Annotated in this window: 21 protein-coding genes; 6 read left to right on the forward strand and 15 right to left on the reverse strand. The window is 72.3% G+C overall.

Annotated features, from left to right (window positions below):
• Nucleotides 1-39: 39 nt before the first annotated feature.
• On the reverse strand, nt 40-804 hold the full coding sequence (locus tag JOD66_RS07285; RefSeq protein WP_204836232.1) for an enoyl-CoA hydratase/isomerase family protein: 765 nt from the start codon (nt 802-804) through the stop codon (nt 40-42).
• Entirely contained in the window at nt 801-2,009 is a 1,209-nt protein-coding gene (locus tag JOD66_RS07290; protein ID WP_204836233.1) for an acyl-CoA dehydrogenase family protein, read from the reverse strand. The genes JOD66_RS07285 and JOD66_RS07290 overlap by 4 nt, the downstream gene beginning before the upstream one ends.
• Nucleotides 2,010-2,146: 137 nt before the next feature.
• Between JOD66_RS07290 and JOD66_RS07295 the strand changes: the two genes are divergently transcribed.
• Nucleotides 2,147-2,905, forward strand: coding sequence for a FadR/GntR family transcriptional regulator (locus JOD66_RS07295; protein ID WP_204836234.1), 759 nt, complete (start codon nt 2,147-2,149; stop codon nt 2,903-2,905).
• A gap of 74 nt (nt 2,906-2,979) precedes the next feature.
• On the opposite strand, the gene JOD66_RS07300 is transcribed toward JOD66_RS07295, so the two are convergent.
• From JOD66_RS07300 to JOD66_RS07320, 5 genes are all read right to left on the reverse strand, one after another.
• Nucleotides 2,980-3,702, reverse strand: a complete 723-nt coding sequence (locus JOD66_RS07300) for an ABC transporter ATP-binding protein (protein WP_204836235.1) — start codon at nt 3,700-3,702, stop codon at nt 2,980-2,982.
• The gene (locus JOD66_RS07305; RefSeq protein WP_204836236.1) at nt 3,695-4,498 is read right to left on the reverse strand and encodes an ABC transporter ATP-binding protein; all 804 of its coding nucleotides are present in this window, start codon (nt 4,496-4,498) and stop codon (nt 3,695-3,697) included. Before JOD66_RS07305 ends, JOD66_RS07300 begins: the two co-directional genes overlap by 8 nt.
• On the reverse strand, nt 4,495-5,475 hold the full coding sequence (locus tag JOD66_RS07310) for a branched-chain amino acid ABC transporter permease (RefSeq protein WP_204836237.1): 981 nt from the start codon (nt 5,473-5,475) through the stop codon (nt 4,495-4,497). The genes JOD66_RS07305 and JOD66_RS07310 overlap by 4 nt, the downstream gene beginning before the upstream one ends.
• Nucleotides 5,472-6,359, reverse strand: a complete 888-nt coding sequence (locus JOD66_RS07315) for a branched-chain amino acid ABC transporter permease (RefSeq protein ID WP_204836238.1) — start codon at nt 6,357-6,359, stop codon at nt 5,472-5,474. The genes JOD66_RS07310 and JOD66_RS07315 overlap by 4 nt, the downstream gene beginning before the upstream one ends.
• A gap of 94 nt (nt 6,360-6,453) precedes the next feature.
• Complete coding sequence (locus tag JOD66_RS07320; RefSeq protein WP_204836239.1) at nt 6,454-7,644, reverse strand: ABC transporter substrate-binding protein; 1,191 nt, start codon at nt 7,642-7,644, stop codon at nt 6,454-6,456.
• Between the two features lie 329 nt (nt 7,645-7,973).
• On the opposite strand from JOD66_RS07320, the gene JOD66_RS07325 reads away from it, so the two are divergent.
• Nucleotides 7,974-9,005, forward strand: a complete 1,032-nt coding sequence (locus JOD66_RS07325; protein ID WP_204836240.1) for an LLM class flavin-dependent oxidoreductase — start codon at nt 7,974-7,976, stop codon at nt 9,003-9,005.
• Here JOD66_RS07325 and JOD66_RS07330 read toward each other — a convergent pair.
• From JOD66_RS07330 to JOD66_RS07355, 6 genes are read right to left on the reverse strand one after another with little or no spacing between them, the layout of a single operon-like run.
• Nucleotides 8,992-10,170, reverse strand: a complete 1,179-nt coding sequence (locus JOD66_RS07330) for a CaiB/BaiF CoA transferase family protein (RefSeq protein ID WP_204836241.1) — start codon at nt 10,168-10,170, stop codon at nt 8,992-8,994. The genes JOD66_RS07325 and JOD66_RS07330 overlap by 14 nt on opposite strands.
• On the reverse strand, nt 10,167-11,699 hold the full coding sequence (locus JOD66_RS07335; RefSeq protein WP_204836242.1) for an AMP-binding protein: 1,533 nt from the start codon (nt 11,697-11,699) through the stop codon (nt 10,167-10,169). The genes JOD66_RS07330 and JOD66_RS07335 overlap by 4 nt, the downstream gene beginning before the upstream one ends.
• Nucleotides 11,696-13,183 carry an aldehyde dehydrogenase family protein gene (locus JOD66_RS07340; RefSeq protein WP_204836243.1) on the reverse strand — a complete coding sequence of 496 codons (1,488 nt, stop codon included), beginning with the start codon at nt 13,181-13,183 and terminating at the stop codon, nt 11,696-11,698. The genes JOD66_RS07335 and JOD66_RS07340 overlap by 4 nt, the downstream gene beginning before the upstream one ends.
• Entirely contained in the window at nt 13,180-13,491 is a 312-nt protein-coding gene (locus JOD66_RS07345) for an AtuA-related protein (protein WP_204836244.1), read from the reverse strand. Before JOD66_RS07345 ends, JOD66_RS07340 begins: the two co-directional genes overlap by 4 nt.
• Entirely contained in the window at nt 13,488-14,834 is a 1,347-nt protein-coding gene (locus JOD66_RS07350) for an acyclic terpene utilization AtuA family protein (RefSeq protein ID WP_204836245.1), read from the reverse strand. The genes JOD66_RS07345 and JOD66_RS07350 overlap by 4 nt, the downstream gene beginning before the upstream one ends.
• Before the next feature lie 5 nt (nt 14,835-14,839).
• Nucleotides 14,840-15,031 (reverse strand): ferredoxin, encoded by a 192-nt coding sequence (locus JOD66_RS07355; RefSeq protein ID WP_204836246.1) that lies wholly within the window; start codon nt 15,029-15,031, stop codon nt 14,840-14,842.
• A gap of 169 nt (nt 15,032-15,200) precedes the next feature.
• On the opposite strand from JOD66_RS07355, the gene JOD66_RS07360 reads away from it, so the two are divergent.
• Genes JOD66_RS07360 through JOD66_RS07375 form a run of 4 tightly spaced genes read left to right on the forward strand, consistent with a single transcriptional unit; the run spans nt 15,201 to nt 20,659 of the window.
• Nucleotides 15,201-16,475 (forward strand): cytochrome P450, encoded by a 1,275-nt coding sequence (locus tag JOD66_RS07360; protein WP_204836247.1) that lies wholly within the window; start codon nt 15,201-15,203, stop codon nt 16,473-16,475.
• Nucleotides 16,476-16,524: 49 nt separating this feature from the next.
• Nucleotides 16,525-18,165 (forward strand): FAD-dependent oxidoreductase, encoded by a 1,641-nt coding sequence (locus JOD66_RS07365; protein WP_204836248.1) that lies wholly within the window; start codon nt 16,525-16,527, stop codon nt 18,163-18,165.
• Nucleotides 18,162-19,415: an NAD(P)/FAD-dependent oxidoreductase gene (locus tag JOD66_RS29405; protein ID WP_204836249.1), complete on the forward strand. Its 1,254-nt coding sequence runs from the start codon at nt 18,162-18,164 to the stop codon at nt 19,413-19,415. The genes JOD66_RS07365 and JOD66_RS29405 overlap by 4 nt, the downstream gene beginning before the upstream one ends.
• A complete protein-coding gene (locus JOD66_RS07375) occupies nt 19,412-20,659 on the forward strand; it encodes an MFS transporter (protein ID WP_204836250.1) in 1,248 nt (415 codons plus the stop codon). The genes JOD66_RS29405 and JOD66_RS07375 overlap by 4 nt, the downstream gene beginning before the upstream one ends.
• Nucleotides 20,660-20,731: 72 nt before the next feature.
• Here the strand turns inward: JOD66_RS07375 and JOD66_RS07380 are convergent, their stop codons facing one another.
• Nucleotides 20,732-21,301: a nuclear transport factor 2 family protein gene (locus JOD66_RS07380; RefSeq protein WP_204836251.1), complete on the reverse strand. Its 570-nt coding sequence runs from the start codon at nt 21,299-21,301 to the stop codon at nt 20,732-20,734.
• Nucleotides 21,298-23,025, reverse strand: coding sequence for an FAD-dependent oxidoreductase (locus JOD66_RS07385; protein ID WP_204836252.1), 1,728 nt, complete (start codon nt 23,023-23,025; stop codon nt 21,298-21,300). Before JOD66_RS07385 ends, JOD66_RS07380 begins: the two co-directional genes overlap by 4 nt.
• Nucleotides 23,026-23,113 lie beyond the last annotated feature (88 nt).

Raw genomic sequence — 23,113 nt, forward strand, 5'->3', positions numbered from 1 at the left:
GGCGACCGGCCCTCGTGCTCGTCCCAGGCTCAGCCAGGTTCAGGCCGGGTCGGGGAAGCGCGGCTTGCGCTTCTCCATGAACGACGCGGCCCCCTCGCGCATGTCGGGGCTGCCGATCGCCTGCACCAGCATGCCGAGACCGTTGGAGAAGGAGTCGCGGGCGGCGTTCCACCACAGGTTGCTGCTGATCTTGGTGATCTCGACGTAGCGCGGGCTGAGCCGCGTGAGCTCCTCGACCATCCCGTCCACGGTCGCCTCGAGCTGGTCGTCGTCGACGACCTCGTTGACCAGGCCCATCTCGTACGCGCGCTCGGCCGAGTAGCGGCGGCACAGCATCGCCAGCTCCTTGGCGCGCTTCTCCCCGATCTGCACGCCCATCACGTTGGTGGCACCGGTGACCGGGGAGCTGCCGACCTTGGGGCCGGTCTGGCCGAAGGTCGCCGAGCGGGCGGCCACGGCCAGGTCGCAGGCGACGACCAGCTCGTTGCCGCCACCGGCAGCGGCGCCGTTGACCGCCGCGATCACCGGCCGCGGGCAGGTCCGCACCGCGTCGAAGAGGCGCAGCGAGGAGCGGTAGAGCCCGCGCATCGACGCCATGTCGGGCTCGCTGAGGTTCGTCAGCGCGCCTCCCGCGCAGAAGGAGCCACCCGAGCCGGTGATCACCACCGCGTGGTACGTCGAGGTGTCCTCGAGCGCCTCCGTGATCGCGGCAGCCATCGGGGCGTCGTACGCATTGCGTCGCTCCGGGCGGTTCAGCCGGATCCACAGCGCGGCGCCGCGCTCCTCGATCAGCACGTCGTTCATGCCATCACCTCCGTCTTGAGCACCGAGCGGTGCCGGTCCATGTCCTTCCAGCCCAGTGCGTCGTCCGCGATCAGCACCGCCTGGATGTTCGCCGAGCCCTCCCCCGTCTGCCAGAGCTTGGCGAAGTTGAGGTAGAGCCCGATCGGGAGGTCGTCGCTGAACGCCGCACCCCCGAAGATCTCGGCGGTCGCCTGCGCCGCCCGGTTGCAGACCTCGCCCGCGTAGTACTTGGCGATCGAGCTCTGCCGGGTCGCCAGGTCGCCGTCGTCGTAACGGGCGGCCGCGGCCTGCACCAGCGAGCGGGCGGCGGCGACCTCGACCGTCATGTCGGCCAGCTGCTTCTTGACCATCTGGAAGGAGCCGATCGGCTCGCCGAAGGCCGTGCGCTGGTTGGCGTACTCCAGCGCGGCGTCGAGGCAGGCCTGCGCCAGGCCGACCGAGCGGGAGGCCACGGTCAGGCGGCCGTAGTCCATCGCGTTCATCGCCACGACGAAGCCACCTCCCTCCTCGCCGAGCACGGCGTCCGCCGGCACCCGGACGTCGGTGAGGCTGACCGCGTTGGTCGGCATCAGCTTGCCGAGGCCCCGGCAGGGCACCCGGGTCGCCTCGAAGCCGGGAGTGTCGGTCGGCACCAGGAAGGCCGTGACGCCCCGGTGCCCCGCGGCGGGGTCGGTCTTGGCGTAGACGATGACCACGTCGGCCACGTTGGCGTTGGTGATCCACAGCTTCGCGCCGTTGATGACGTAGGAGTCCCCGTCGCGGACCGCGCGGGTGCGCATCGCGCCCAGGAAGTCCGACCCGCCGTCGGGCTCGGTCATCGCGTTGGCGCCGAGCAGCTCGCCGCCGATCAGTCCCGGCACCCAGCGCTCGGCCTGGGTGGGCGAGCCCCAGTTCGCGATGGTCAACGGGACCGTCGCGGCCTGCAGGTTCATCGACGCGGACAGCGGCGGATAGACCCAGGCCAGCGACTCGGACACCGCGGCCAACGCCCGGAACCCGGCCCCGGTGCCGCCGTACCGCTCGGCGAAGCAGCAGCCGAAGAAGCCCAGCTCACCCATCTCGCGATAGAGGTCGCGCGGGAACTCCCCAGCGGCCTCACGGTCGGCTACGGTGGGCCGCACTTCGCGAAGGCCCCAGGAGCGGACCAGCGCGCCGATCTCAGCGGCCACGGACTCCTGGTCGTCCCTCTCGGTTGTTGCGGTCATCGCGATCCCTTTCTTGTTCGATCATCTCGGCACCCGGGCCCACGGAAGGAGTCCCTTCGGCACTACTCGCGGATCAGGCCGTCCGGGCGGCTCGTTCTGTAATAATGTTCGGCATCGATTTACTGGAGGGCATCCCAATGACGTCTCTGAACCAGTCGGCGGCGCAGCGGCCGCCGAAGGCAGCCATGCTGGTGGCCCAGCGGATCGTCCAGGACGCCCTGCGCGCGGGACTCGGGGAGGGCGACCTGCTGGCGCCCGAGAAGGTGATGCTGGAGAAGTACCAGACCGGCCGCGGGACGCTGCGCGAAGCGCTGCGCCTGCTGGAGTTCCAGGGAGTCATCGCCCTCAAGCCCGGTCCCCGCGGCGGCCCGGTCCTGCAGAGCCCCAGCGCCACCCACCTCGGCAGCACGCTGGTGCTGCTCATGCAGCTGCGCTCGGCGCCCTTCCGGACGATCGTCGAGGTGCGCTCGGCCGTGGAGCCGATGATCAGCAGCATGGCCGCCAACAAGATGACCGACGAGGAGCTCCTCGAGCTGCGCGGCACGGTCGACCAGATGCGCGACGAGATCGACGACCAGTACTCCTTCCTCGACGCCAACAAGCGCTTCCACGACGTCATCGCCTGGTCGTCCGGCAACGCGCTGTTCGGCTACCTCATCGAGTCGCTGCTCTCGATCATGGACGGCACCCTGATCGGCATCGACTACCCGCAGTACCGCCGCGAGGCGATCCTCAAGGCCCACCAGGAGATCTACGACGCCCTCGAGTCCCGCGACCCCGATGTCGCGATGGACCGGATGCGCGAGCACATCCAGGCCTACGAGCGGTACGCCGAGCGCAAGTTCCCCCAGGTGATGAACGAGATCATCCCGTGGGAGCAGCGCTTCTTCTCCTGAGCCCGGGCCGCGACGGACGCGACGAGAGGTCGCGTCGGGACGACCTCCCGGCGCGACCTCTCGTGTCATCTCGCTCAGCGCGGCTCGGCGAGGGCGGCCTCGCCCAGGAAGGCCCGCAGGACCGAGGCGTTGTTGCGGGCCTCGCTCGCCTTCCCGGTGTAGACCACCTCGCCGCGGGCCACCGCCACCACGTCGTCCGCGATGTCGAGCCCGGCCTCGGCGTTCTGCTCCACCATGAGGATCGCGATGCCGGAGTCGGCCATCTCGCGGGCCTTGGCGAGGATCGAGTCGACGACCGCGGGCGCCAGGCCCATCGACGGCTCGTCGAGCAGCATCACCTTCGGCTGCGACATCAGCGCCCGGCCGAAGGCCAGCATCTGCTGCTCGCCGCCGCTCAGCAGGCCCGCCGCCGAGTTGGCCCGATCCTTGAGGATGGGGAACATCTCGTGCACCCGCGCCAGGGTCTCGGCCATCTCGGCCTTCGCCGCGGTGTAGGCGCCCATCCGGAGGTTCTCGGCCACCGTGAGCGGACCGAAGACCCGCCGCCCCTCGGGCACCAGGGCCACCCCGCGCCGCACGATCCGGTGCGGCGCCATGCCGGCGATCTCGACGCCCTCGAGCCGCACGCTGCCCGAGTCCGGCCGGAGCAGCCCGGCCACCGCGTTCATCGAGGTCGTCTTCCCCGCGCCGTTGGCGCCGAGGACCAGCGTGATCCGTCCCGGGTGCGCCGCCATGGACACCCCACGGACCGCCTGGACCTTGCCGTAGCTGACATGCAGGTCGTCGATCTCAAGCATGCTCGCGCCACTTCCTTCCGAGGTAGGCCTCCTGGACCTGGGGATCGCGGACCACGTCCTCGGGGCGTCCCTGCGCGATCAGCTTGCCGAAGTTCATCGCGAAGACGTGGTCACAGGTGTCGATCATCATCTGGACGTCGTGCTCGACCAGGAGCTGGCACAGGCCTTCCGAGCGCAGCTGCTTGAGCAGCGCGCTGATCTCCGCGCGCTCGGTCTGGTTCATGCCCGCGGTCGGCTCGTCGAGCAGGAGCAGGCGGGGGTCGGTCGCGATCGCCCGCGCGATCTCGACGCGCCGCTGCGTCCCGTACGACAGCTCCGAGGGGTAGAACGACTCGAAGCCGGTCAGGTCGGCCCGCTTGATCGCCTCCTCGGTGGCCGGCGAGCTGCCGGTCCCCAGGATCCGCGCGACCAGGCCGGGCCGCTCGTCCTTGCGGCCGTCCGCACCCAACCGCACGTTCGCGCGCACGTCCAGGTCCGGCAGCAGCCGCACCGTCTGGAAGGTGCGCGCCACCCGCTTGCGCGCGATCGCCGAGGCCGGCGCGTTCTGGTACGGCTCACCGTCGAACAGCAGCTCGCCGCTGGTCAGCCTCGTCAGCCGGGTCATCGCGCCGATCAGGGTGCTCTTGCCCGAGCCGTTGGGCCCGATGATGCCGTAGATGAGGCCCGGCATGAGCTGGAGCGAGACGCCGTCGACGGCCTTGACGCCACCGAAGTGCACCTTGACGTCGCGGGCCTCGAAGACCGGCGTACCGGTCGCGGGGACGGCGGGCGTCGGGTCGGAGATCGAGGTCGTCACAGCTTGGCTCCCATCGGCTCGTCACCGCGATGCGCGGCCTCGGCCATCGTGCTCTCGACGTGCGGACCGTCGTCGCCGGACTCGCGCGCCTCCTCGGCGGCCATCGCCGCCCTGACCTCACTGCTCCCGGCCCGTCGCCGGCGCAGCACCGCCAGCTTGCCCTGGACGTAGAGGCCGTAGATGCCGCGCGGCATCAGGACCGCCGCGAAGGCGACGATGACGCCGTACACGAGCTCCTGCCACTCGCCGATGACCTGGAGCACGTCGGGCAGCCAGGTGAAGACGACCGCGCCGATGACCGCGCCCTTCCACGACAGCGAGCCGCCGACGATGATCATCGTGAGCGCGAGGACGATCAGGTGGAAGCCGATGTCGAGCGGCGTCACGGCGCTGCGCACCAGGATGTTCATCGCGCCGGCGCAGGCGCCGAGCGCGCCGCTGACCGTGAACGCGACCAGGCGGTAGCGGCGCACCCGGATGCCGACCGAGGCCGCGAGCTCCGGGTCGTCGCGCACGGCGTCCACCCGGCGGCCGATCTTGCCCCGCTCGCTCAACGCGACCAGCACCAGGACCACCACGAGGAAGGTCCACATATGGGTCATCGTGAAGTCCGTGATCACGCCGTAGCGGCCGGTCGCACCGCCGGTGGTCTCCCCACCGTTGATGGCGACCACGCTGATGATCAGGTCGAAGGCGACCGTGGCCATGGCGAGGGTGAGGCCGTTGAGCCGGTTGATGAGGAGACCGACGATCAGGACGACGACGGCGCCGAGCACCGTCGTGATCAGGATCGTCGGGAGGGCCGTCATCTCGTGGTCGAGGACCAGGACGGCCCCGGCGTAGCAGCCGATGCCGTAGGCACCGACGCCCGCGAAGGAGAACACTCCCATCCGGAGCGGGACCTGGATGCTGAGGGCCAGCAGCAGGCCGGTGATGCTCGCCTGGATGAGGACGAGGTTGGTGTCATACCAGCTCACGTACGACGCACCTCCTTGCGCCCGAAGACGCCGGTCGGACGGACGAGAAGGACGAGGAAGATGAGGCCGAAGGACACGGCCTCGACCCAGGAGCCACTGGTCTGGGTGAGGACCCACACCTCGCACGCGGCCAGCACGTAGGCGCCGAAGGCGACGCCGCGCATGCTGCCCACGCCGCCGAGGATGATGCAGGCGAAGGCCTTGACGAGCAGGGTGTCACCGCTCTCCGCGGTGATGGCGCCCAGCCCGAAGGTGAACAGGATGCCGGCGAGGCCGGCGAGACCACCCGAGACCGCCATCGTCGCCAGGGCGAGCCGGCGACGGTGCACGCCCATCAGCGAGGCCACCTCGGTGTCGACGCCGATCGCGCGCAGGGCCAGGCCCTGACGGGAGCGGCGCAGCCAGAAGGCCATCGCCGCCCACAGGATCGCGGCCAGCACGATGGTGATCACCGCGATGTTGGTGATCCGCAGGTCGCCGACCTGCCAGGTGTGGACCGTGAAGGACGACTCCCGCAGCCCGAACGGGACGGAGTGCGTGTTGTGCTGGGCGATGGCCAGCGGGATGATCGCGATCCCGATGCCGCCGATGAGCACCTGCATCTCGGCGGTGCGCTTGTCACGTGCGCGTCTGATGATCTGCTCGAAGGCGAGCACCTGGACCAACAGGGACATCACGGCGCCGACGGCGATGCCGATCAGCAGCACGGGGACGAACGGCAGCGTGGTGTGCTCCAGGATCAGGTATCCGGAGAAGACCGAGAACATGAAGATCGAGCCGTGGGAGAAGTTCAGGATGTCGATCGTGCCCCAGGTGAGGCTCATCCCGAGGGCGAACAGCAGATAGATGGAGCCCAGGGTCACGACGCTCAGCAGGTCCTGCACAGCTCCTCCAATCAGGTGACGGGGATGGTCGGGTGGTGGACGAGAACCGGTGCGGCGAGGGGTCGGGACCGACCCCTCGCCGCACCGGCCGGGATCACTCGCCAGAGCCCTCGTAGAGGATGTGCTCGCCGCCGTCGCGGTACTCGATCACGACGCCGGGGACCACGAGGTCCTGGTCGACCCACTTCAGGTCGGTGCCGAGCGCGCCGTCGAAGGACGACTCGGCGACCTTGGCCATCGCGTCCTTGATCGACTCGCGGTCGGCGGACTGCGCCTCCTTGAGCGAGCGGGCGAGGAACCACGCGGCGTCGTACGCCTCGGCCGCGTAGTTCAGCGGCGCCTCGCCGTACTCGTCCTGGTAGAGCTTCGTGAAGGTCTGGCTCGACTCCGCCGACATCGCCGAGTTGAAGTCGGCCGCCCACACCATGCCGTCGGCGTCCGCGCCGGCCGGCTTGAGGTTGCCGGCGCTGGCGCCCGAGTTGCCGAGCACCGGGCCGTCGTACCCGGCCTGGCGCAGCTGCGTCATCGCGGTCGGGTTGGACGCGCCCACCAGCAGGATCGAGACGATGTCGGGCTTGGACTTGAGGATCTGCGAGATCGGCGCGGAGAAGTCCTGCGTGGTCGCCTGGGTGCCGACCGAGGCGGTGACCTCGATGCCGAGGTCCTTGGCCATGCCCGGCAGGGTGTTCTTGCCGATGTCCTGCAGGGTCGGCGTGGCCTCGGTGTAGATGATGCCGATCGACTTGGCGCCGCTGTCCTTCAGGTACTTGGTCAGGTTGGTGTAGTACTCGCGCATCAGCGGCGTCGCGCGCCAGGTGTAGTCACCGACCACGACGCCGTCCGAGCCGGCCTGGGTGTAGATGGTCGGCATCTTCTGCTTCTCGGCCAGCGGCGACATGGCCACCGCCTCGTTGCTGGAGACCGAGCCGAAGACGGCCGAGATGTCGCCGCCGGTGGTCGCCTTGGTCATCTCCTGGGCAGCGGTCTGGGGCTCGCTCTTGGTGTCCTTGAGGTCCAGCTCCAGCTTCGAGCCCTCGAGGAAGTCGGTGTCGTTGATCTCCTTGATCGCCAGCTGGTAGCCCTTGTTGGCCGAGTTGCCGGCGAAGGCCACCACGCCGGTGGTCGGGTTGATCGACACGACCTTGATGGTCTTGGGCAGCTCGTCGCCCGCGGCCGGTCCGGCACCGCTTCCCGACCCGCCACACGCAGACAGGGCGAACAGCGCGACCGCCGCCACCCCCGCCGCGGCTCCGCGACGCGTTCCGCGCCCGAAGATCCGGCCCATGGGATACCTCCTGAGGTTCTTGATATTCATGCGCATCATTCGCATGTGATCCACACCATAGGCCCCCGGAAACGTCCTTGTCCAGCAATCTGTCGCGCGGATTGCCGATCCGGCCCAAACCGGCGTCAGGACATGCCCAGGAAACGCACGAGGGCCGTCGAGCGTCCCCGCGCGAAACGACGCGGGACTCCGACGACCGGGGCGAGAACGTCGAGACCGTGGATGGCGCCGGCGCACCCGCGGGCCTCGACGGGCCCGCGCTCACGTCCGTCGCACCAATCCATGATTATGATAAGAATCATCTTAGCCGACCGAGAGGCGAGTAGACGATGCAGATCGGCGTGATCCTGGGCGACGTCCATGCGAGCGTGTCCCCCGTCGACCACCTCGACGGGCTGCTGCGCCAGGTCGAGGCCGCCCAGCGGGCGGGCGTCAGCCACATCACCATGGGCCAGCACTTCCTCTACGGCGACCTGCGCTGGCTCCAGCCGATCCCGACCCTGGCCCGGATCGCCGCGGAGCTCGACGACCACGTCACCGTGGCGACCACCGTCGTCCAGGTGCCGCTGTACCACCCGGTGATGCTGGCCGAGGATCTCGCGACCCTCGACATCCTCACCCGCGGGCGGCTCGTCGTCGGTGCCGGCGCCGGCTACCGCGAGGACGAGTTCGTCGCGCTCGGCGTCGACTTCTCCCGCCGTTTCGCGATGTTCGACGAGGCGATCGAGCTGATGAAGCAGGCCTGGACCGCCGACACCGTCGAGTTCGAGGGCGCCTTCTGGACGGTCCGCGACGGCCAGCCGCACATCCGCCCGGTCCAGTCGCCCCACCCCCCGATCTGGATCGGCGCCCTCAAGGACCAGGGCGTACGCCGCTCGGCCCGGTTGGGCGACGGCTGGCCGATCACCCCCGAGACCCGGCTGCCCGAGCTGCTCCGGCTGCTCGCCGTCTACGAGGACGAGCGTGAGCGCCTGGGTCGACCCCAGGTCAAGCACCCGCTGCGGCGCGAGATCATCCCGGCCGCCACCACCGACGCGGCCTTCGCCCGCTTCGAGGGGATGGCCAAGGAGCGCCTCCTCGCCTACGCCAACCGCCAGCTCGCGACCCGCGACGCCGACGAGATCGCCCGCGAGTTCAGGGAGGTCGCCCGCAAGGAGACCTTCATCGGCACCCCCGACGAGTGCGTCGCCCAGATCACCGAGTTCGCCGCCCTGGCGCCGGTCGACACGATCCTGGTCCGCGCCCAGTGGCCGCACATGAGCTCGGACGAGGTGGTGGCCTACCTCGACGACCTCGGTCGCGACATCGTCCCCGCCGTCGCTGGCATCAGCAGCGTGAACCGGGTGGTCAGGCCGGGCTGAGCCCGACCACGCCATCAGCGGCCAGCCGCGCGACCTCGTCGGCGTCGCGGCCCAGCTCACCCAGGATGCTCGCCGTGTCGGCGCCGGGCACGGGCGCCGCGGCCGGCAGCGGGGTGGCCGAGCGGCTGAAGCGCGGCGCCGGTGCCGCCTGGGCCATGTCGGACCCGGGGATCGGCGCGTATCCCCGCCGGGCGACGGCGTGCTCGTGCCGGGCCGCCTCGTCGAGGTCGAGCACCGGGGTCACGCAGGACTCGACGCCGGCGAAGGCGGCGGTCCACGCGTCGCGGTCCCGCGACGCGAACGCCGTGGTCAGGGCCGCCCGCAGGGCGGGCCAGTGCTCGGGGACCTTGTGCGCGCCGAGCAGATCGTCGCGGTCGCCGAGGCCGAGGACGACCAGGGCATTGCGGAAGAACCGCTCCTCGATGGCGCCGAAGGCCATCCAGCGCCCGTCGGCGCAGGTGTAGACGTCGTAGAACGGGGCGCCGGTGTCCAGCAGGTTCGCACCGCGCTCGGTCGACCACCGCCCCTGGGCTCGCAGGCCGTGGATCAGCCCCATCAGGCCGGCGGTCGACTCGAGGACGTTGGCGTCGACGACCTGTCCCTGCCCGGAGGTCCGCGACTCCCACAGTGCGCAGACGACGCCGAACGCCAGCGAGGCGGCGCCGCCGCCGAAGTCGCCGACCAGGTTCAACGGCGGGACCGGCCGCTCGCCGGCTCGGCCGATCGCGTGCAGGGCGCCGGTGAGGCCGATGTAGTTGATGTCGTGGCCGACGACCTGCGCCCACGGCCCGTCCTGGCCCCAGGCGGAGAGCCGTCCGTAGACCAGGCGCGGGTTGCGTCGCGCACACTCGTCGGGGCCGATGCCGAGGCGCTCCGCGACGCCGGGACGGTAGCTCTCGACGAGGACGTCGGCGGTCTCGACCAGGTCGAGCAGGACGGCGACGCCCGCCGCCGCCTTCAGGTCCAGGGCGATCGAGCGGCGACCGCGCTCGATGACCGGGTTGGGCGTGTAGTCGGCGCCGGGGCCGGTGACCCGGTCGACCCGGATCACCTCGGCCCCCATGTCGGCCAGCATCATCACCGCGAACGGTCCGGGGCCGATCCCGGCCAGCTCGACCACGCGGACGCCGGCGAGCGGCCCCGGCGTCGTACCCGGCTCGCTCATCCGCGCCCCTCCTCGGTCTCGCGACGCAGCTGCTCGCGCAGCGCCGCCTTGGCGACCTTGTCCAGGGTCGAGCGGGGCAGCTCCTCGACGACCCGGATCTCCCGGGGCCTCTTGAAGTCGGCCAGCAGCAGCTCGCACCGGGCCGCGACCTCGGCGGCCGCGACCCGCTCCCCCGGCCGCGCCGTCACGAAGGCCACCGGGACCTCGCCGAGCATCGGGTCCGGACGGCCGACGACGACGGCCTCGCGCACCCCCGGCGCGCCGAGCAGCACCCGCTCGATCTCCGGGGCGCCGATGTTCTCGCCGCCCACCTTGAGCACGTCCTTGTCGCGCTCGACGAACCACCACTCGCCGTGCTCGTCGCAGCGAACCCGGTCACCGGTGCGGAAGCGGCCCTGCTCGTCGAACGCGGCCCGGGTCTGCTCGGGCGCGTGGAGGTACTCGGCGAACAGCGAGATCCCGCGGCGCCCGTGTACCCGGAGCTCGCCGACCTCGCCGGGTGCCAGCGGGGCGCCGGACTCGTCGGTGAGGCTGACGCCGTACTCGGGCGCGGCCCGCCCCATCGCGCCGGGCGAGCCGGGATGCAGCAGCTCGCTGACGATCGGGTGGCTCACGGTCTCGGTCATGCCGAACCAGCCCAGGACCGGCACGCCTCCGGTGACCGGCGCCGGCGCCACCACCGCACTGTTGCCCCAGCCCCGGTAGCGGTGCCGCTCCGGCACCTCGCGCCCGTCGAGCGCGCGCAGGCAGAAGGAGACCACCGAGGTCCAGGTGACGCCGTGCGCGAGCGAGACGTCCCAGAACCGGCTCGCGGAGAACTTCGGGGTCAGCACCAGGGTCCCGCCCGACCACAGCGAGGACAGGAACGAGTACGACAGCGCATTGGTGTGGAACAGGGGCAGGTGGACCAGGTTCACGTCGCTGGGCCCCAGGCCCTGGTGGCCGGCGCCGACCTGCCCCGCCCACAGACAGTTGGCCTGGGTCCAGACGACGCCCTTGGGACGTGCCGTCGTGCCCGAGGTGTACTGGATGCTGGCCGGCGCCGCGGGCCCGGCGGGCCGGGGCCGGGGCTCGACCTCCGAGCCCAGGAGTACGTCGAAGCCGTCGGGCCCGCCGTGCGGCCCGGTCGGCAGCACCCGCGCCTCCGGCCGCACCACCGCGACGTCCTCGGCCCGGTCCGGCTCGGCCACGACCAGGGTGACCTCGCTGTGCCCGAGCGCGTAGCCGAGCTCGTCGCGGCTCAGCCCGGGGTTGAGACAGACGGCGACCGCGCCGAGCGAGGTGGCCGCGCACCAGGCGAGCAGGAACTCGGGACGGTTCGGCAGCACCAGGCCGAGCCGGTCGCCCGGTCCGAGGCCGCGGGCCCGCAGGCCGGATGCGACCCGGGCGACGGCCTCGGCGAACTCGGCGCGGGTCCAGGTCCGGGCCGGCTCGTCGAACGGCGCCCACACCAGGAACGGGCGGTCCGGCTCCCGGCGGGCCCAGGTCTCGACCAGCCATCCGGTGTCCCGGCCGGCATACCCGCTCACGCCACGGGCTCCGCCGGCCACTGCAGGTGCTTGACCGTGAAGAACTCGGCGAAGCCGTCGGAGCCCATCTCCATGCCGACGCCCGACTGCTTGGCGCCGACCCACGGGACGTCCGGGCGCGCACCGCCGCCGCCGTTGATCGCCACCGTTCCGGTCTCCAGGCGCAGCGCGACCTCGACGGCCTCCTCGTGCGGCCCCCAGACCAGGGCGTTGAGGCCGTAGCGCGAGTCGTTGGCGATCGCCACCGCCTGGTCCACGTCGTCGTACGGCAGCAGCACGGCCACCGGCGCGAACAGCTCGTCCTGGCAGATCTCGTGGCCCGGCTCGACCCCGGTCACCAGCGTCGGCCGGAGGTACCAGCCGGCGAGGTCGGGCCGGTCGCCGCCGTAGGCGAGGGTGGCGCCGTCGGCGACCGCGCGCTCGAGATAGCCCTCGACCCGGGCCCGGTGCTCCGCGGAGATCAGCGGGCCGACCTCCGTGCGCTCGTCGGTCGGGTCCCCGACCGGGACGTGCTCGTCGAGGAAGGCGGTCGCCGCCGCGACGAACTCCTCCATCCGGTCGCGGGGGACGACGATCCGGGTGGTCGCGCCGCAGCCCTGGCCGGCGTTGCGGCAGAAGCGGAGCAGCGACGGCCCGACCGCGCGGGCCAGGTCGGCGCCGGGCAGGATCACCGTCGGCGACTTCCCGCCCAGCTCCAGCACCACCTTCTTGCTCGTCGGCGCGGCCGCCTTCATCACCGTCTCGCCGACCGCGTTGGAGCCGGTGAAGGTCACCATGTCGACGGACGGGTGCGTGCTGAGGAGCCGGCCCAGGTCGGCGCCGCCGACCACGACGTTGAGCACCCCGGGCGGCAGGCCCGCCTCGGCCGCGAGGCGCGCGAACGCCAGGGTGCACAGGGTTCCCCGCGGCGACGGCAGCAGCACGACGGAGCAGCCGGCCGCGAGCGCCGGGCCGACCTTCCAGGCGACCATGTTGATCGGGTAGTTGTACGGCGTGATGGCGGCGACGACGCCGATCGGCTCGCGCAGCAGGACGCTCTCCGAGGCGGCGGGCGGGCCGGCCGCGGGCAGGTGCTCGCGGTAGCCACCGCGCGGCCCCGCCTCGGCCATGTCGGCGGCCCAGCGGAAGTTCGCGACCGGGGTGGCGGTCTGCAGGCTGCGCGCCAGCGTGATGGGCGAGCCGACCTCGGCGGTGACGAGCCGGGCCAGGCGCTCGTGGTCGGCCTCGAGCAGGTCGGCGATCCGGCGCAGCACGGCGGCCCGCTCGGCGGGCGCGCGCCGGGCCCAGCGGCCGTCGTCGAGGGAGGCACGGGCGGCGGCGATCGCCGCCTCCGCCTGCGTCGTCGACGAGCCGGTCCACCGCGCCAGCTCGCGTCCGGTCGCCGGGTCGACGGAGCCGAACCCCTCCCCCTCACCGGGACGCCAGCGGCCGTCGACGTAGGTGGTGGCGCTCAGGTCCAGGCCGGTCAGCCGGGCGTCGCTCACGACTCGTCCTCCAGCTCGTAGTCGAGGATCAGGGACTGGTAGGACTTGCCGTGCGGGTCGGCCCGCAGCGTCATCGAGACCCCACCGCCGAGCGCCCCCTCGAGCACGAAGTTGAGCCCGTGGACGTTGGGGAGCTCGTAGCGGGTGACGGCTCCGCGGACCAGGTCGCCGAAGTGCGCCTCGACCGCCTCCGCGGTGAGCTGGCGGACCAGTCGCGGGTAGTCCGCCTCGTCGTAGACGAAGACGCAGATGTTGCTGACGTCGCCCTTGTCGCCCGACCGGCTGGCCGCGATCTCCCGGAGTCTCATGTCTCGACCACCTCCGTGGTCACCGGCACCAGCTCGCGCGGCACGTACGCCGGCGTGACGCCGAGCGCGGGCACGACCGAGGTGACGTTGCCGCCGCCGCCCGCGGGTCCGAAGTAGAGCAGCTCGGTCTCGTGGGCGGCGCGGCGCGCCAGCTCGAGCGAGCCGGTGCGCGCCGCGAGCCGCAGCCGGACCTCGGCGGGATAGCCGCCGGCCATCCGGTCGCCGAAGAGCGAGTCGACGCCCCGCAGGTCGATCCGCAGCTCGTCGAGCTCCGAGGCGTAGGGCTCCAGCCGGGCGCGGACGATGTCGGCGGCGCGCCGAGCCCGCTCGACGCAGCCGGGGCCGCCATACGACATCTCCCCGGTCGCCTTCCAGCCCTGGTCCACCCCGACCAGAACCTTGAGGGTGTCGGGGCGTGCGGTGCCCCGCGCGCCGGAGAGCCGCACCCGGTCCCCGCCGAGGTCCTCGACCCGGATGTCGGTGAAGTCGGCGGTGACATCGGGCGTGAGGTAGCGCGCCGGGTCGTGGATCTCGTAGTAGAGCTGGGTCTTCATCGTCATCGCGTCGACCAGCCCACCCGTGCCGGGCAGCTTGGTGACGACGACCGAGTCCTCGTCGACCTCGGCGATGGGGAAGCCGAGGTCGTGGGGGTTCGGCACCACCCGGTACGGCGGGTCCTCGTAGTTCCCGCCCGTGGAGTGCACCCCGCACTCGAGCAGGTGACCGACCATGGTCGCGTGCCCGAGCCGGTCCCAGTCGTCGAGCTCCCAGCCCAGCTCGTGACACAGCGGGCCGACGAAGAGCGACGGATCGGCGAGCCTGCCGCCGAGCACGACCTGGGCGCCGTCGCGCAGGCACTCGACGATGCCGTCGGCGCCGATGTAGGCGTTGGCCGAGACCAGCCGGTCGCCCAGCGCGCCGACGGTCGTCCCGAGCTCGGGCAGCTCCGCATCGACGTCCCTCACCAGGTCGCGCACGTCGTCGCCGTGGATCACGCCGATCCGCACCCCCGGCAGCCCGACCTCCCTGAGCGCCCGCTCGAAGTCCTCGCGGGCGGCGTCGGGGTTGGCGGCGCCGAAGTTGCCGACGACCTTGCCGCCGCCCGCGAGGTACTCCCGCAGCAGCGGCACCAGCTCGGCGATGCGCCGGTCCTGGCCGGCGTGCGGGTCGTCCTGGCGGCGCTGCTGCGCCAGCGCCATGGTGCGCTCGGCGAGGCAGTCGAAGCCGATGTAGCCGACGCGGCCGCTGGCGGCCATCGCGACGACCGGGTCGAGCCGGTCGTCGGCGTACGCCGAGCCGGCTCCCAGGCTCACGCGTGCCGGGGAGGGCGTGGGGGCAGCCATCGGCCTCAGTCGACCTCGATGGCCAGCTCCGGGCAGCTGTCGGCCGCGAGCTGCGCCTCGTCCTCCTGGCCCGCCGGGACGATCTCGTCCTTGACGTAGGCGTTGCCGTCCTCCTCGCGCGCGAAGAAGAGGTCGGGCGCGCTGATCCGGCACAGACCGTGACCCTGGCACCGCTCGTCGTCGACCTTGACCCGCATGGCTGCTCCTCCTCGGTTCCCGCCGGCGATCCGCCGACCGTTCGGTGCTCGCCCCCACCCTCGTCGGCGACGATTCGCGGGGTCCGCCGGATTGACAGCGAGCGAATCGAGTATAACCATGATCACATTCATGGGAACCCCCCTGAACCTGCGATCACGAGGACCAGCGATGACCGAAACCGCCGCGACCCAGGGCCGCTGCCCCGTCGTCCACTTCGACCACAACTCGGCCGAGCACTCCAAGGATCCCGCAGCGTCGTACCGCGCCCTCCGCGAGGAGCACCCGGTCGCCTGGACCGATGCCCACGGCGGCTACTGGGTGCTGTCAGGCTACAAGCCCGTCTTCGAGGCGGCGCGCGACGACGACACCTTCTCCTCCGAGCGCAACAGCTACGGGGGCGAGGGCCTGTCCGTCGTGATCCCCAAGACGCCGGCGCCCTTCCACATCCCGATCGAGATCGATCCCCCGAACTTCCGCAAGTGGCGCAAGCTGATCAACCCGATCACCGCCCCGGCCCACGTGGCGCGGATGGAGGAGATCGTGAAGTTCTTCGTCACCAAGTTCGTCGACGACATCATCGAGTCCGGCGAGGCCGACATGACGTCGGTCATCGGCGTCCCCGCGATCATCACCGTCGACTGGCTCGGCCTCCCGATCGAGCACTGGGAGCGCTACGCCTCGGCGTTCCACGCCCTGCTGGTCGAGGTGCAGGGCACCGAGGGCTTCCGCAAGGCCGTCGAGGAGGACCTGCCCTTCCTCGAGGGCGTCACCCGGCAGATCATCGCCGCCCGCCGCGCCGAACCGCAGGACGACATCATCAGCTACCTGGTCAAGCAGGAGGTCGACGAGCGTCCGGTCACCGACGACGAGGTCTTCGCGATCGTCGACCTGCTGCTCTCGGGCGGCGTCGGCACCACCGCCTCCCTGGTGAGCAACACCGTCGTCTGGCTCTACCAGAACCAGGAGGTGCGCCAGGACCTGATCGAGCACCCCGAGAAGCTCCAGCGGGCGATCGAGGAGTTCCTCCGCTTCTTCTCCCCGACCCAGGGGCTGGCCCGCACCGTGACCAAGGACGTCGAGTTCGAGGGCTGCCCGATGCAGAAGGGCGACCGGGTGCTGCTCTCGTGGGCGTCGGCCAACCGCGACACCGAGCAGTTCGAGAACCCCGACGAGGTCGACATCGAGCGCTGGCCGAACCGCCACACCGCCTTCGGCATCGGCATCCACCGGTGCGCGGGATCGAACCTCGGCCGGGCGATGGCCCACGAGCTGCTGAGCCAGATCCTGGCCCGGATGGGCGACTACGTCGTCGACGAGTCGGCGCTGGAGGCCTACCCGCACCAGGGCACCAACAACGGCTGGAAGTCGATCCCCGCCACCTTCACCCCCGGCCCGCGCGTGCTTCCCGCCGACGCGAGGAAGCCCGCCGACATCCGCTACTGACCGCGACCGCGGGCTCGGCCCGCGGAAGCAGAGAGCAGGCACCGCACCGATGGATCAGCACTACGACGTCGTCGTGCTCGGCTCGGGGGCGGCGGGACTCACCGCCGCCCTCGCCGCGGCACACTCGGGGGCTCGCGTCGCACTCGTGGAGAAGGCCGACAAGGTCGGCGGGACCACCGCACTGTCGAGCGCCGTGGTCTGGCTGCCCGCCAACCGCTACGGCCGCGCGGCCGGGGTGACCGACTCCCGCGAGGCCGGGCTCGCCTACCTCGAGTCCCTGTCCCACGGCCTGATCCTCCCCGAGCTCGCCGAGGCCTTCGTCGACACCGTCGACGAGCTGACCGACTGGCTCGAGGAGAGCACGCCCTCCCATTTCCAGCTGGTCGCCGGCTTCCCCGACTACCACCCCGAGCATCCCGGCGGGATGCCCGGCGGCGGCCGGTCGATCGAGCCCCGGCTGTTCTCGTTCGACGCCCTGCCCGGCTGGGCCGACCGCGTGGTCGGGACGCCCCGCCGGATGAACGTGTCCGACACCCCCACCGGCGGCGGCACCGGCGTGATCGACGCCGAGGAGCTCGCCCGCCGCGAGGCCGCCGGGCTGGAGGGCCTCGGCCGGGCACTCGTCGGCAGCCTGCTGGCCGGGTGTCTGGAGCGCGGCGTGACGGTCCGGACCGGCGCCCGCGCGACCCGGCTGCTGACCGAGCACGGGCAGGTCACCGGCGTCGAGGTCGAGGCCGACGACGGCCCGGCGACGATCGGGGCCGGCGCGGTCGTCCTGGCCACCGGCGGCTTCGAGTACGACGACGACCTGGTCCGCGACTTCCTGCGCGGCCCGATGCGCCGGCCCGCCGGCGTACCGACCAACACCGGCGACGGCCTCCGGATGGCCATGCGGCTGGGCGCCGCGCTCGGCAACATGCGCGAGGCGTGGTGGGTGCCGGTCGTCGAGCTCCCGGGCGAGCGGGCCGACGGCGGCAACAACGTCTTCCTGATCCTGCGCGAGCGCACCCTCCCCGGTTCGCTCATCGTCAACGACCAGGGCCGGCGGTTCACCAACGAGGCCGCCAACTACAACGCCCTCGGTGGCGCCTTCCATGCCTTCGACCCGTCGTCCTTCCGCTACCAGAACCAGCCCTGCTGGCTGGTCTTCCACCACGGCTTCGCGACCCGCTACGGCTGCTTCGGCAACGCCCCGGGGGCGCCGGTGCCCGACTTCGTCGAACGTGCCGACACCCTCGCCGAACTGGCCGTGACGATCGGCGTGCCACCCGACGCCCTGGAGGCGACCGTCCGGCGCTGGAACGACCAGGTCGGCGAGGGCCGGGACAGCGACTTCGGGCGCGGCGACAGCGCGTACGACGGCTGGTGCGGCGACCGCAGCCGCTATCCCGGTCGGGCCGCCACCCTGGGCGCCCTCGACGAGGCGCCCTACTACGCCGTCCCCCTCGTGTCCTCGACCCTCGGCACCAAGGGCGGTCCCCGAACCGACGTCGACGGCCGGGTCCTCGACGTCGACGGCGCGGTCATCCCCGGGCTGTTCGCCGCCGGCAACGTGATGGCCGCACCCACCGGCATGGTCTACGGAGGCGCGGGCGGCACCCTCGGCCCCGCCATGGTGTTCGGCTACCGCGCCGGCCGCGCGGCGAGCGCCGTCGCCCGCACGGCCGTCCGCGCGGAGCAGGCGTCGTGAGCGCGACCGCTCCCCGCATCGTCGTCGTCGGCGCCGGCCTGGCCGGCCTCCGCGTCTGCGAGCGGCTCCGCGCCGCGGGACACGACGGGCCGATCACGGTCTTCGGCGACGAGGAGCACCCGCCCTACAACCGGCCGCCACTCTCCAAGGAGCTGCTGCGGGGCACGACCACGGTCGACAAGCTCGCCTTCAAGCAGCGCCCGGCCACCGAGGACGTCACCTGGCTCCTCGGCACGCCGGTGACGGCGGTCGACCTGACCCGGCGCGAGGTGACCCTCGCCGACGGCTCCTCGGCGGCGTACGACGGCCTGGTGGTCGCCACCGGGGTCCGCGCCCGGCGGCTGAGCCTGGACGGCGAGCCCGGCACCCGGCACACGATCCGCACCATCGAGGACGCGCAGCGGGTGGCCCGCAACCTCACCGCCGGCACTCGGGTGGTCGTCATCGGGGCCGGCTTCATCGGCTGCGAGGTCGCCGCGACCGCGGTCGGCCTCGGCTGCGACGTGACGGTCGTCGAGCCGCTCAGCGCTCCGCTCGAGCGCGCGGTCGGCGTCGAGGTCGGTCGCGAGGTGCAGCGCCGCCACGAGGTGCGCGGCGTCCGGTTCGCCCTCGGCCGGACCGTGACCGCGGTGATCGACGCCGGGGAGCATCTGGAGATCGAACTCGACCGCGGCTCCCGGATCCCCGCCGACGTGGTCATCGAGGCGGTCGGCTCGCAGGCCAACACCGAGCCGCTCGCCGGGCAGGGACTCGACCTGTCGAACGGCGTGCTCTGCGACGCCGGGCTGCATCCGCTGCGCGACGGACGGGCCGTGCTCGACGTCGTCGTGGTGGGCGACGTGGCGCGCTTCCCGGTCCACGGCTTCGGCGAGCTGCCCCTGCGGGTCGAGCACTGGACGATGCCGACGGACATGGCCGCGCACGCGGCCGCGAGCCTGTTGGCGGGCATCGCCGGCGGCCGGGCCGACGAGGCCGGCTTCGCCCCACTGCCGACCTTCTGGAGCGAGCAGTACGGCGTGCGGATGCAGTCCTTCGGCGTCCCGAGCCAGGGCCTCGACGACGTCCGGGTGCTCGAGGGCACGCTGGGCGAGGAGGCCGCGGTCGGCTATCACCGGGACGGTCGGCTGGTCGGCGTGGTGCTGATCGGGATGGCCCGCCGGATGGTCGACTTCCGCACCGCCGTGTCCGACGCCCGCCTCACCGAGCTCGCCGAGCTCGCCCCGATCGACGCGACCGTGGCCGCCGGGTGAGCTCGCCCGCGGTCCCGACACCCTCCCCGGCCCGCTCCCCGGCGACCGTCCGCCGCCCCGGCGCGCTGCCCGCCTGGCTGATCGTGCTCCTCGTCACCGTCGTCGGCCTGAACCTGCGCGCCAGCCTCGGCTCGTTCCCGCCGCTGCTCGACGACATGGCCGGCGACCTGCCGCTCAGCAACACCGCGGCCGGCCTGCTCACCTCGGTCGCCGTCGTGTTCATGGGCCTGTGCGCCCCCGTCGGGCAGCGGCTCGGCACCCGCGTCGGTGCCGAGATGGCCGTCGGGCTGATGATGCAGGTGCTGGCGCTCGCCGGCATCATGCGGATCGTCGCGTGGGGCGGGCTGCCCCTGCTGTTCGTGTCGGTGGCGCTGGCGGGTGCGGCGATGGGCGGCATCTCCTCGCTGATGCCGGCCCTCATCGCGCACCACGTGCCCCGCATCCGGGGCCTGACCGTCGGCCTCTACTCCACCGGGCTCGCGAGCGGCGTGGCGATCGCCGCCGCCGTCGCGGTGCCCTGGGAGCACCTGCTCGGCGGCTGGCGGGCCTCGGTCGCCGCCTGGGGCTTCATCGCCGCCGCGACCGGGGCGCTGTGGCTGCTCGCCGTGCCGCGACTGCGCGCCTCGACCGAGGGCGCCCCCGCGGCCACGGTGGTGGTCGACCACCGGATGCCGCTGCGCTCGCGCACCGCCTGGTGGGTGACCGCGTTCACCACCGGCAACATGATCGTCGGGTTCAGCGGCCTGGCCTGGGTCACGCCGCTCTACGCCTCGCTCGGCAAGAGCCCCCACGAGGCCGCCTCGATGCTGGTGCTCTTCCAGATCGTCCAGCTGCTCGCGATGCTGACCCTGCCGGCGATCACCGACTTCACCACCGACCGGCGTCCGATGCTGGCCCTGATGGTGCTGGCGACCTGCGCCGGCATCGCCCTGCTCCTGCTGGACCCGATCACCTGGGCGGTGCCCGCCGTCGTCCTGTTCGGCATCGGCGTCGGTGGCGGCTCCACCCTCGGCCTGGTCCTGATCGTGGACTGCACCGACAGCCAGGCCGACGCGGCCCGGCTCGGTGCGATGACCCTGCTCATCGCCTTCCTCGCCGGAGCGCTGGGACCCTTCGTGCTCGGCCTGCTGCGCGACCTCAGCGGCGGCTTCACCGCCGGGTACGCCGTGATGCTCGCCCTGGCCGGCGCGATGCTCGCCGTGGTCTTCCGGTTCCGCCCCGGTCGCACGATCCACGACGCCTGAGCACGCGAACGCCCGCGGCCGGCGGCCGCGGGCGTTCGGTCTCCTCCGGCGAGGCCGGTCGGGTGGGCTCGATCAGACCCAGGCGCGCAGCCAGTCGCTGCCGGCGTCGGAGCGCAGCGTGACCGGCCAGTCCGCCGGGCGCTGGTCGCCATAGGCCCGCACCGCCCGGTCGCCGTGGCCGAGCTCGGACAGCTCGGCGATCGGCAGGTAGTACATGTAGGACATCGTGCGCGCCGAGAACCTCCAGCGCCCGCCGTCGCGGCGGTACTCGTCGACGTACCGCAACGCGACCTGCATCGCCACCCCGTTGCGGTCCACCTCGGCGTGGCTGGCGAGCAGCCCGCGGGCCAGGTCCGGGTCGGCGGCGTCGAACCGGACGACGTGGCCATGGCTGAAGTGGTTGGTCGGGCCGAGGGCCGCGAACCGGCCGAGATAGGTCTCGACGATGGCGTCCAGCCCGTCGGCCGCGAAGACGCCGTCGGCCGAGCGGAGGGTCGCGTCGGCCGTGAAGATCCGCCGGATGCCCTCCTCGTCGCGCTCGTCCATGATGTAGCCGTAGAGCACGGCCAGCTCCTGGATCTCGGCCCGGTCCTCGGCGCGCTGCAGGCGCCGGAGCAGGTCGGTGTCGGCGGTCGCGGTCATGCTCGGTTCTCCTTGGTGGTGGTCGGGACCGGGTCGCCACACAGCTCCCGGCTGACGAGATAGGCGAGGGCGAGTCCCCGCCCGAGGGCGATGCCGGAGTTGTAGCCGGTGCCCACCGTGGTCAGCGCCGCGCACGAGCCGACGGCGTACAGCCCGGCGATCGGCGTACCGCTCTCGTCGAGGACGTGACCGTCGCCGTCGATGTGCACGCCGCTCGAGCCGATGCCGGTGCCGACGAAGCGCAGCCGGAAGCCGTGGAAGGGCGCCTGCTCGATCGGGCCGAGCACCGGGTTGGGCTGCTGGGCGGGGTCTCCGGCGAAGCGCCGGACATAGGCGACCGAGCCGCGGCCGAAGTCGGGGTCCTCCCCGGCCCGGGCGTGCTCGCTGAACGCCGCGGCACTCACCTCGAGCTGCTCGCCGTCGATGCCGAGCGCCGCGCCGAGCTCGCGCAGGGTGGCGGCCGAGGTCACCAGCCCGTCCGGGTAGTCGCCGCCCGGCGGGGTGACCCCGAGGCCGTACTTCTGGTGGTGCTGCTCGTCGAAGACGAGGAAGAACGGGAGGTGCGGGTCGTCGGGAGCCATCGTCTTCGCGACGATGTCGACCCAGTAGGAGTCGTCGCAGTAGCGGCGACCGGTCCGGTCGACGATCATCGCGTGCGGCATGGCGTAGTCGGGGCCGTAGGCGTAGCCCGAGCCGATGCTGGACTTCCACCCGGGAAGCATCGGGATGGCCGTGGGCGGGAGGACGGCGACCGCTCCCCCGACCGAGCGGGCGAGCCGGATGCCGTCGCCGCGGATGCTGTCCGGGGCGACGCTGCCGAAGTCGTCCTCGCCGAGCCCCACGAGCTCGCGCACCAGCTCGGCGTCCCAGTCGTAGGTGCTCGTGGCCAGCACCACCGGCCCGCGGCGCTCGACGACGGCGCCGTCGGGGGAGGTGGCCCGCAGGCCCAGGACGTCGCCGGATCCGTCGGCGAGGAGCTCGGTGACCGGGTGGCCGGTGTGGATGGTGATCCGCTCCTCGCGCAGCACCCGGCGCAGGAAGCTCGCCACGACGCCGGTCCCGAAGGTCAGCGGATCGCCGCTGCGCTCCTCCGCTCCGGCGTCCTCGCGCCGCTCGGGGAGCCCGAACGCCTGGACGCCGGCCTGCTCGTCACCCGTCTCGTTGTCGTCGACGTAGGTGAGCCGGCGGCCCTTCACGAACATGTCGGCGTAGGTCGTGCCCACCGGGAAGTAGGGGCTGACCCGCAGCCGGTCGCGCCACTCGCCGAGCTCGCCGCCGTCGATGACCTCGTTGGTCAGGTAGCGCCCCGCGGGCAGGGCGCCGTCCGCCTCGTTGTGGTAGTCGGCGAGGCCGGGGATGACCGTCCAGCGGATCGCGCCCTCGTCCTCCCAGTACTTCGTCGCCTCCGGGGAGACGGCGAGCCAGCGGCGCAGCGCGTCCTCGTCGAGCACCTCGGGATGGTCGTGGGCGATCGCCCGGACGTAGCGCTCGGCGAGCTCGAGGGTGTCGTCCTCGATGCCCTCGCGACGGGCCACGTGGTTGGCGCCCACCCAGACCTGGCCACCCGAGTAGGCGGCCGCGCCGCCCACCAGGTCGGCCGCCTCGAACACCTCGGCGCTCCCGCCCCGCAGCGCCACCCCGAGCGCGGTCGCCAGGCCGGACAGCCCGGCCCCCACGACGAGCACCGCGGTGTCCTGGGCGCTGGCACTTCCTCCGGTCGTCACACCATCACTCCTGTCGCTGTCGCGGCCGCCGCGGGCCGACGGCACCGGCCCCTCGCGCTAGCAGGATAATCATATTCATGGATAATGG

It is taken from the genome of Nocardioides nitrophenolicus (genome assembly GCF_016907515.1).
Lineage (GTDB): Bacteria > Actinomycetota > Actinomycetes > Propionibacteriales > Nocardioidaceae > Nocardioides > Nocardioides nitrophenolicus.

Coding starts and splice junctions, on each gene's coding strand:
- JOD66_RS07320 (WP_204836239.1), bottom strand. CDS start 7,644: ATGGGCCGGATCTTCGGGCGCGGAACGCGTCGCGGAGCCGCGGCGGGG.
- JOD66_RS07365 (WP_204836248.1), top strand. CDS start 16,525: ATGGATCAGCACTACGACGTCGTCGTGCTCGGCTCGGGGGCGGCGGGA.
- JOD66_RS07345 (WP_204836244.1), bottom strand. CDS start 13,491: ATGAGACTCCGGGAGATCGCGGCCAGCCGGTCGGGCGACAAGGGCGAC.
- JOD66_RS07290 (WP_204836233.1), bottom strand. CDS start 2,009: ATGACCGCAACAACCGAGAGGGACGACCAGGAGTCCGTGGCCGCTGAG.
- JOD66_RS07380 (WP_204836251.1), bottom strand. CDS start 21,301: ATGACCGCGACCGCCGACACCGACCTGCTCCGGCGCCTGCAGCGCGCC.
- JOD66_RS07295 (WP_204836234.1), top strand. CDS start 2,147: ATGACGTCTCTGAACCAGTCGGCGGCGCAGCGGCCGCCGAAGGCAGCC.
- JOD66_RS07350 (WP_204836245.1), bottom strand. CDS start 14,834: ATGGCTGCCCCCACGCCCTCCCCGGCACGCGTGAGCCTGGGAGCCGGC.
- JOD66_RS07300 (WP_204836235.1), bottom strand. CDS start 3,702: ATGCTTGAGATCGACGACCTGCATGTCAGCTACGGCAAGGTCCAGGCG.
- JOD66_RS07360 (WP_204836247.1), top strand. CDS start 15,201: ATGACCGAAACCGCCGCGACCCAGGGCCGCTGCCCCGTCGTCCACTTC.
- JOD66_RS07325 (WP_204836240.1), top strand. CDS start 7,974: ATGCAGATCGGCGTGATCCTGGGCGACGTCCATGCGAGCGTGTCCCCC.
- JOD66_RS07355 (WP_204836246.1), bottom strand. CDS start 15,031: ATGCGGGTCAAGGTCGACGACGAGCGGTGCCAGGGTCACGGTCTGTGC.
- JOD66_RS07285 (WP_204836232.1), bottom strand. CDS start 804: ATGAACGACGTGCTGATCGAGGAGCGCGGCGCCGCGCTGTGGATCCGG.
- JOD66_RS07330 (WP_204836241.1), bottom strand. CDS start 10,170: ATGAGCGAGCCGGGTACGACGCCGGGGCCGCTCGCCGGCGTCCGCGTG.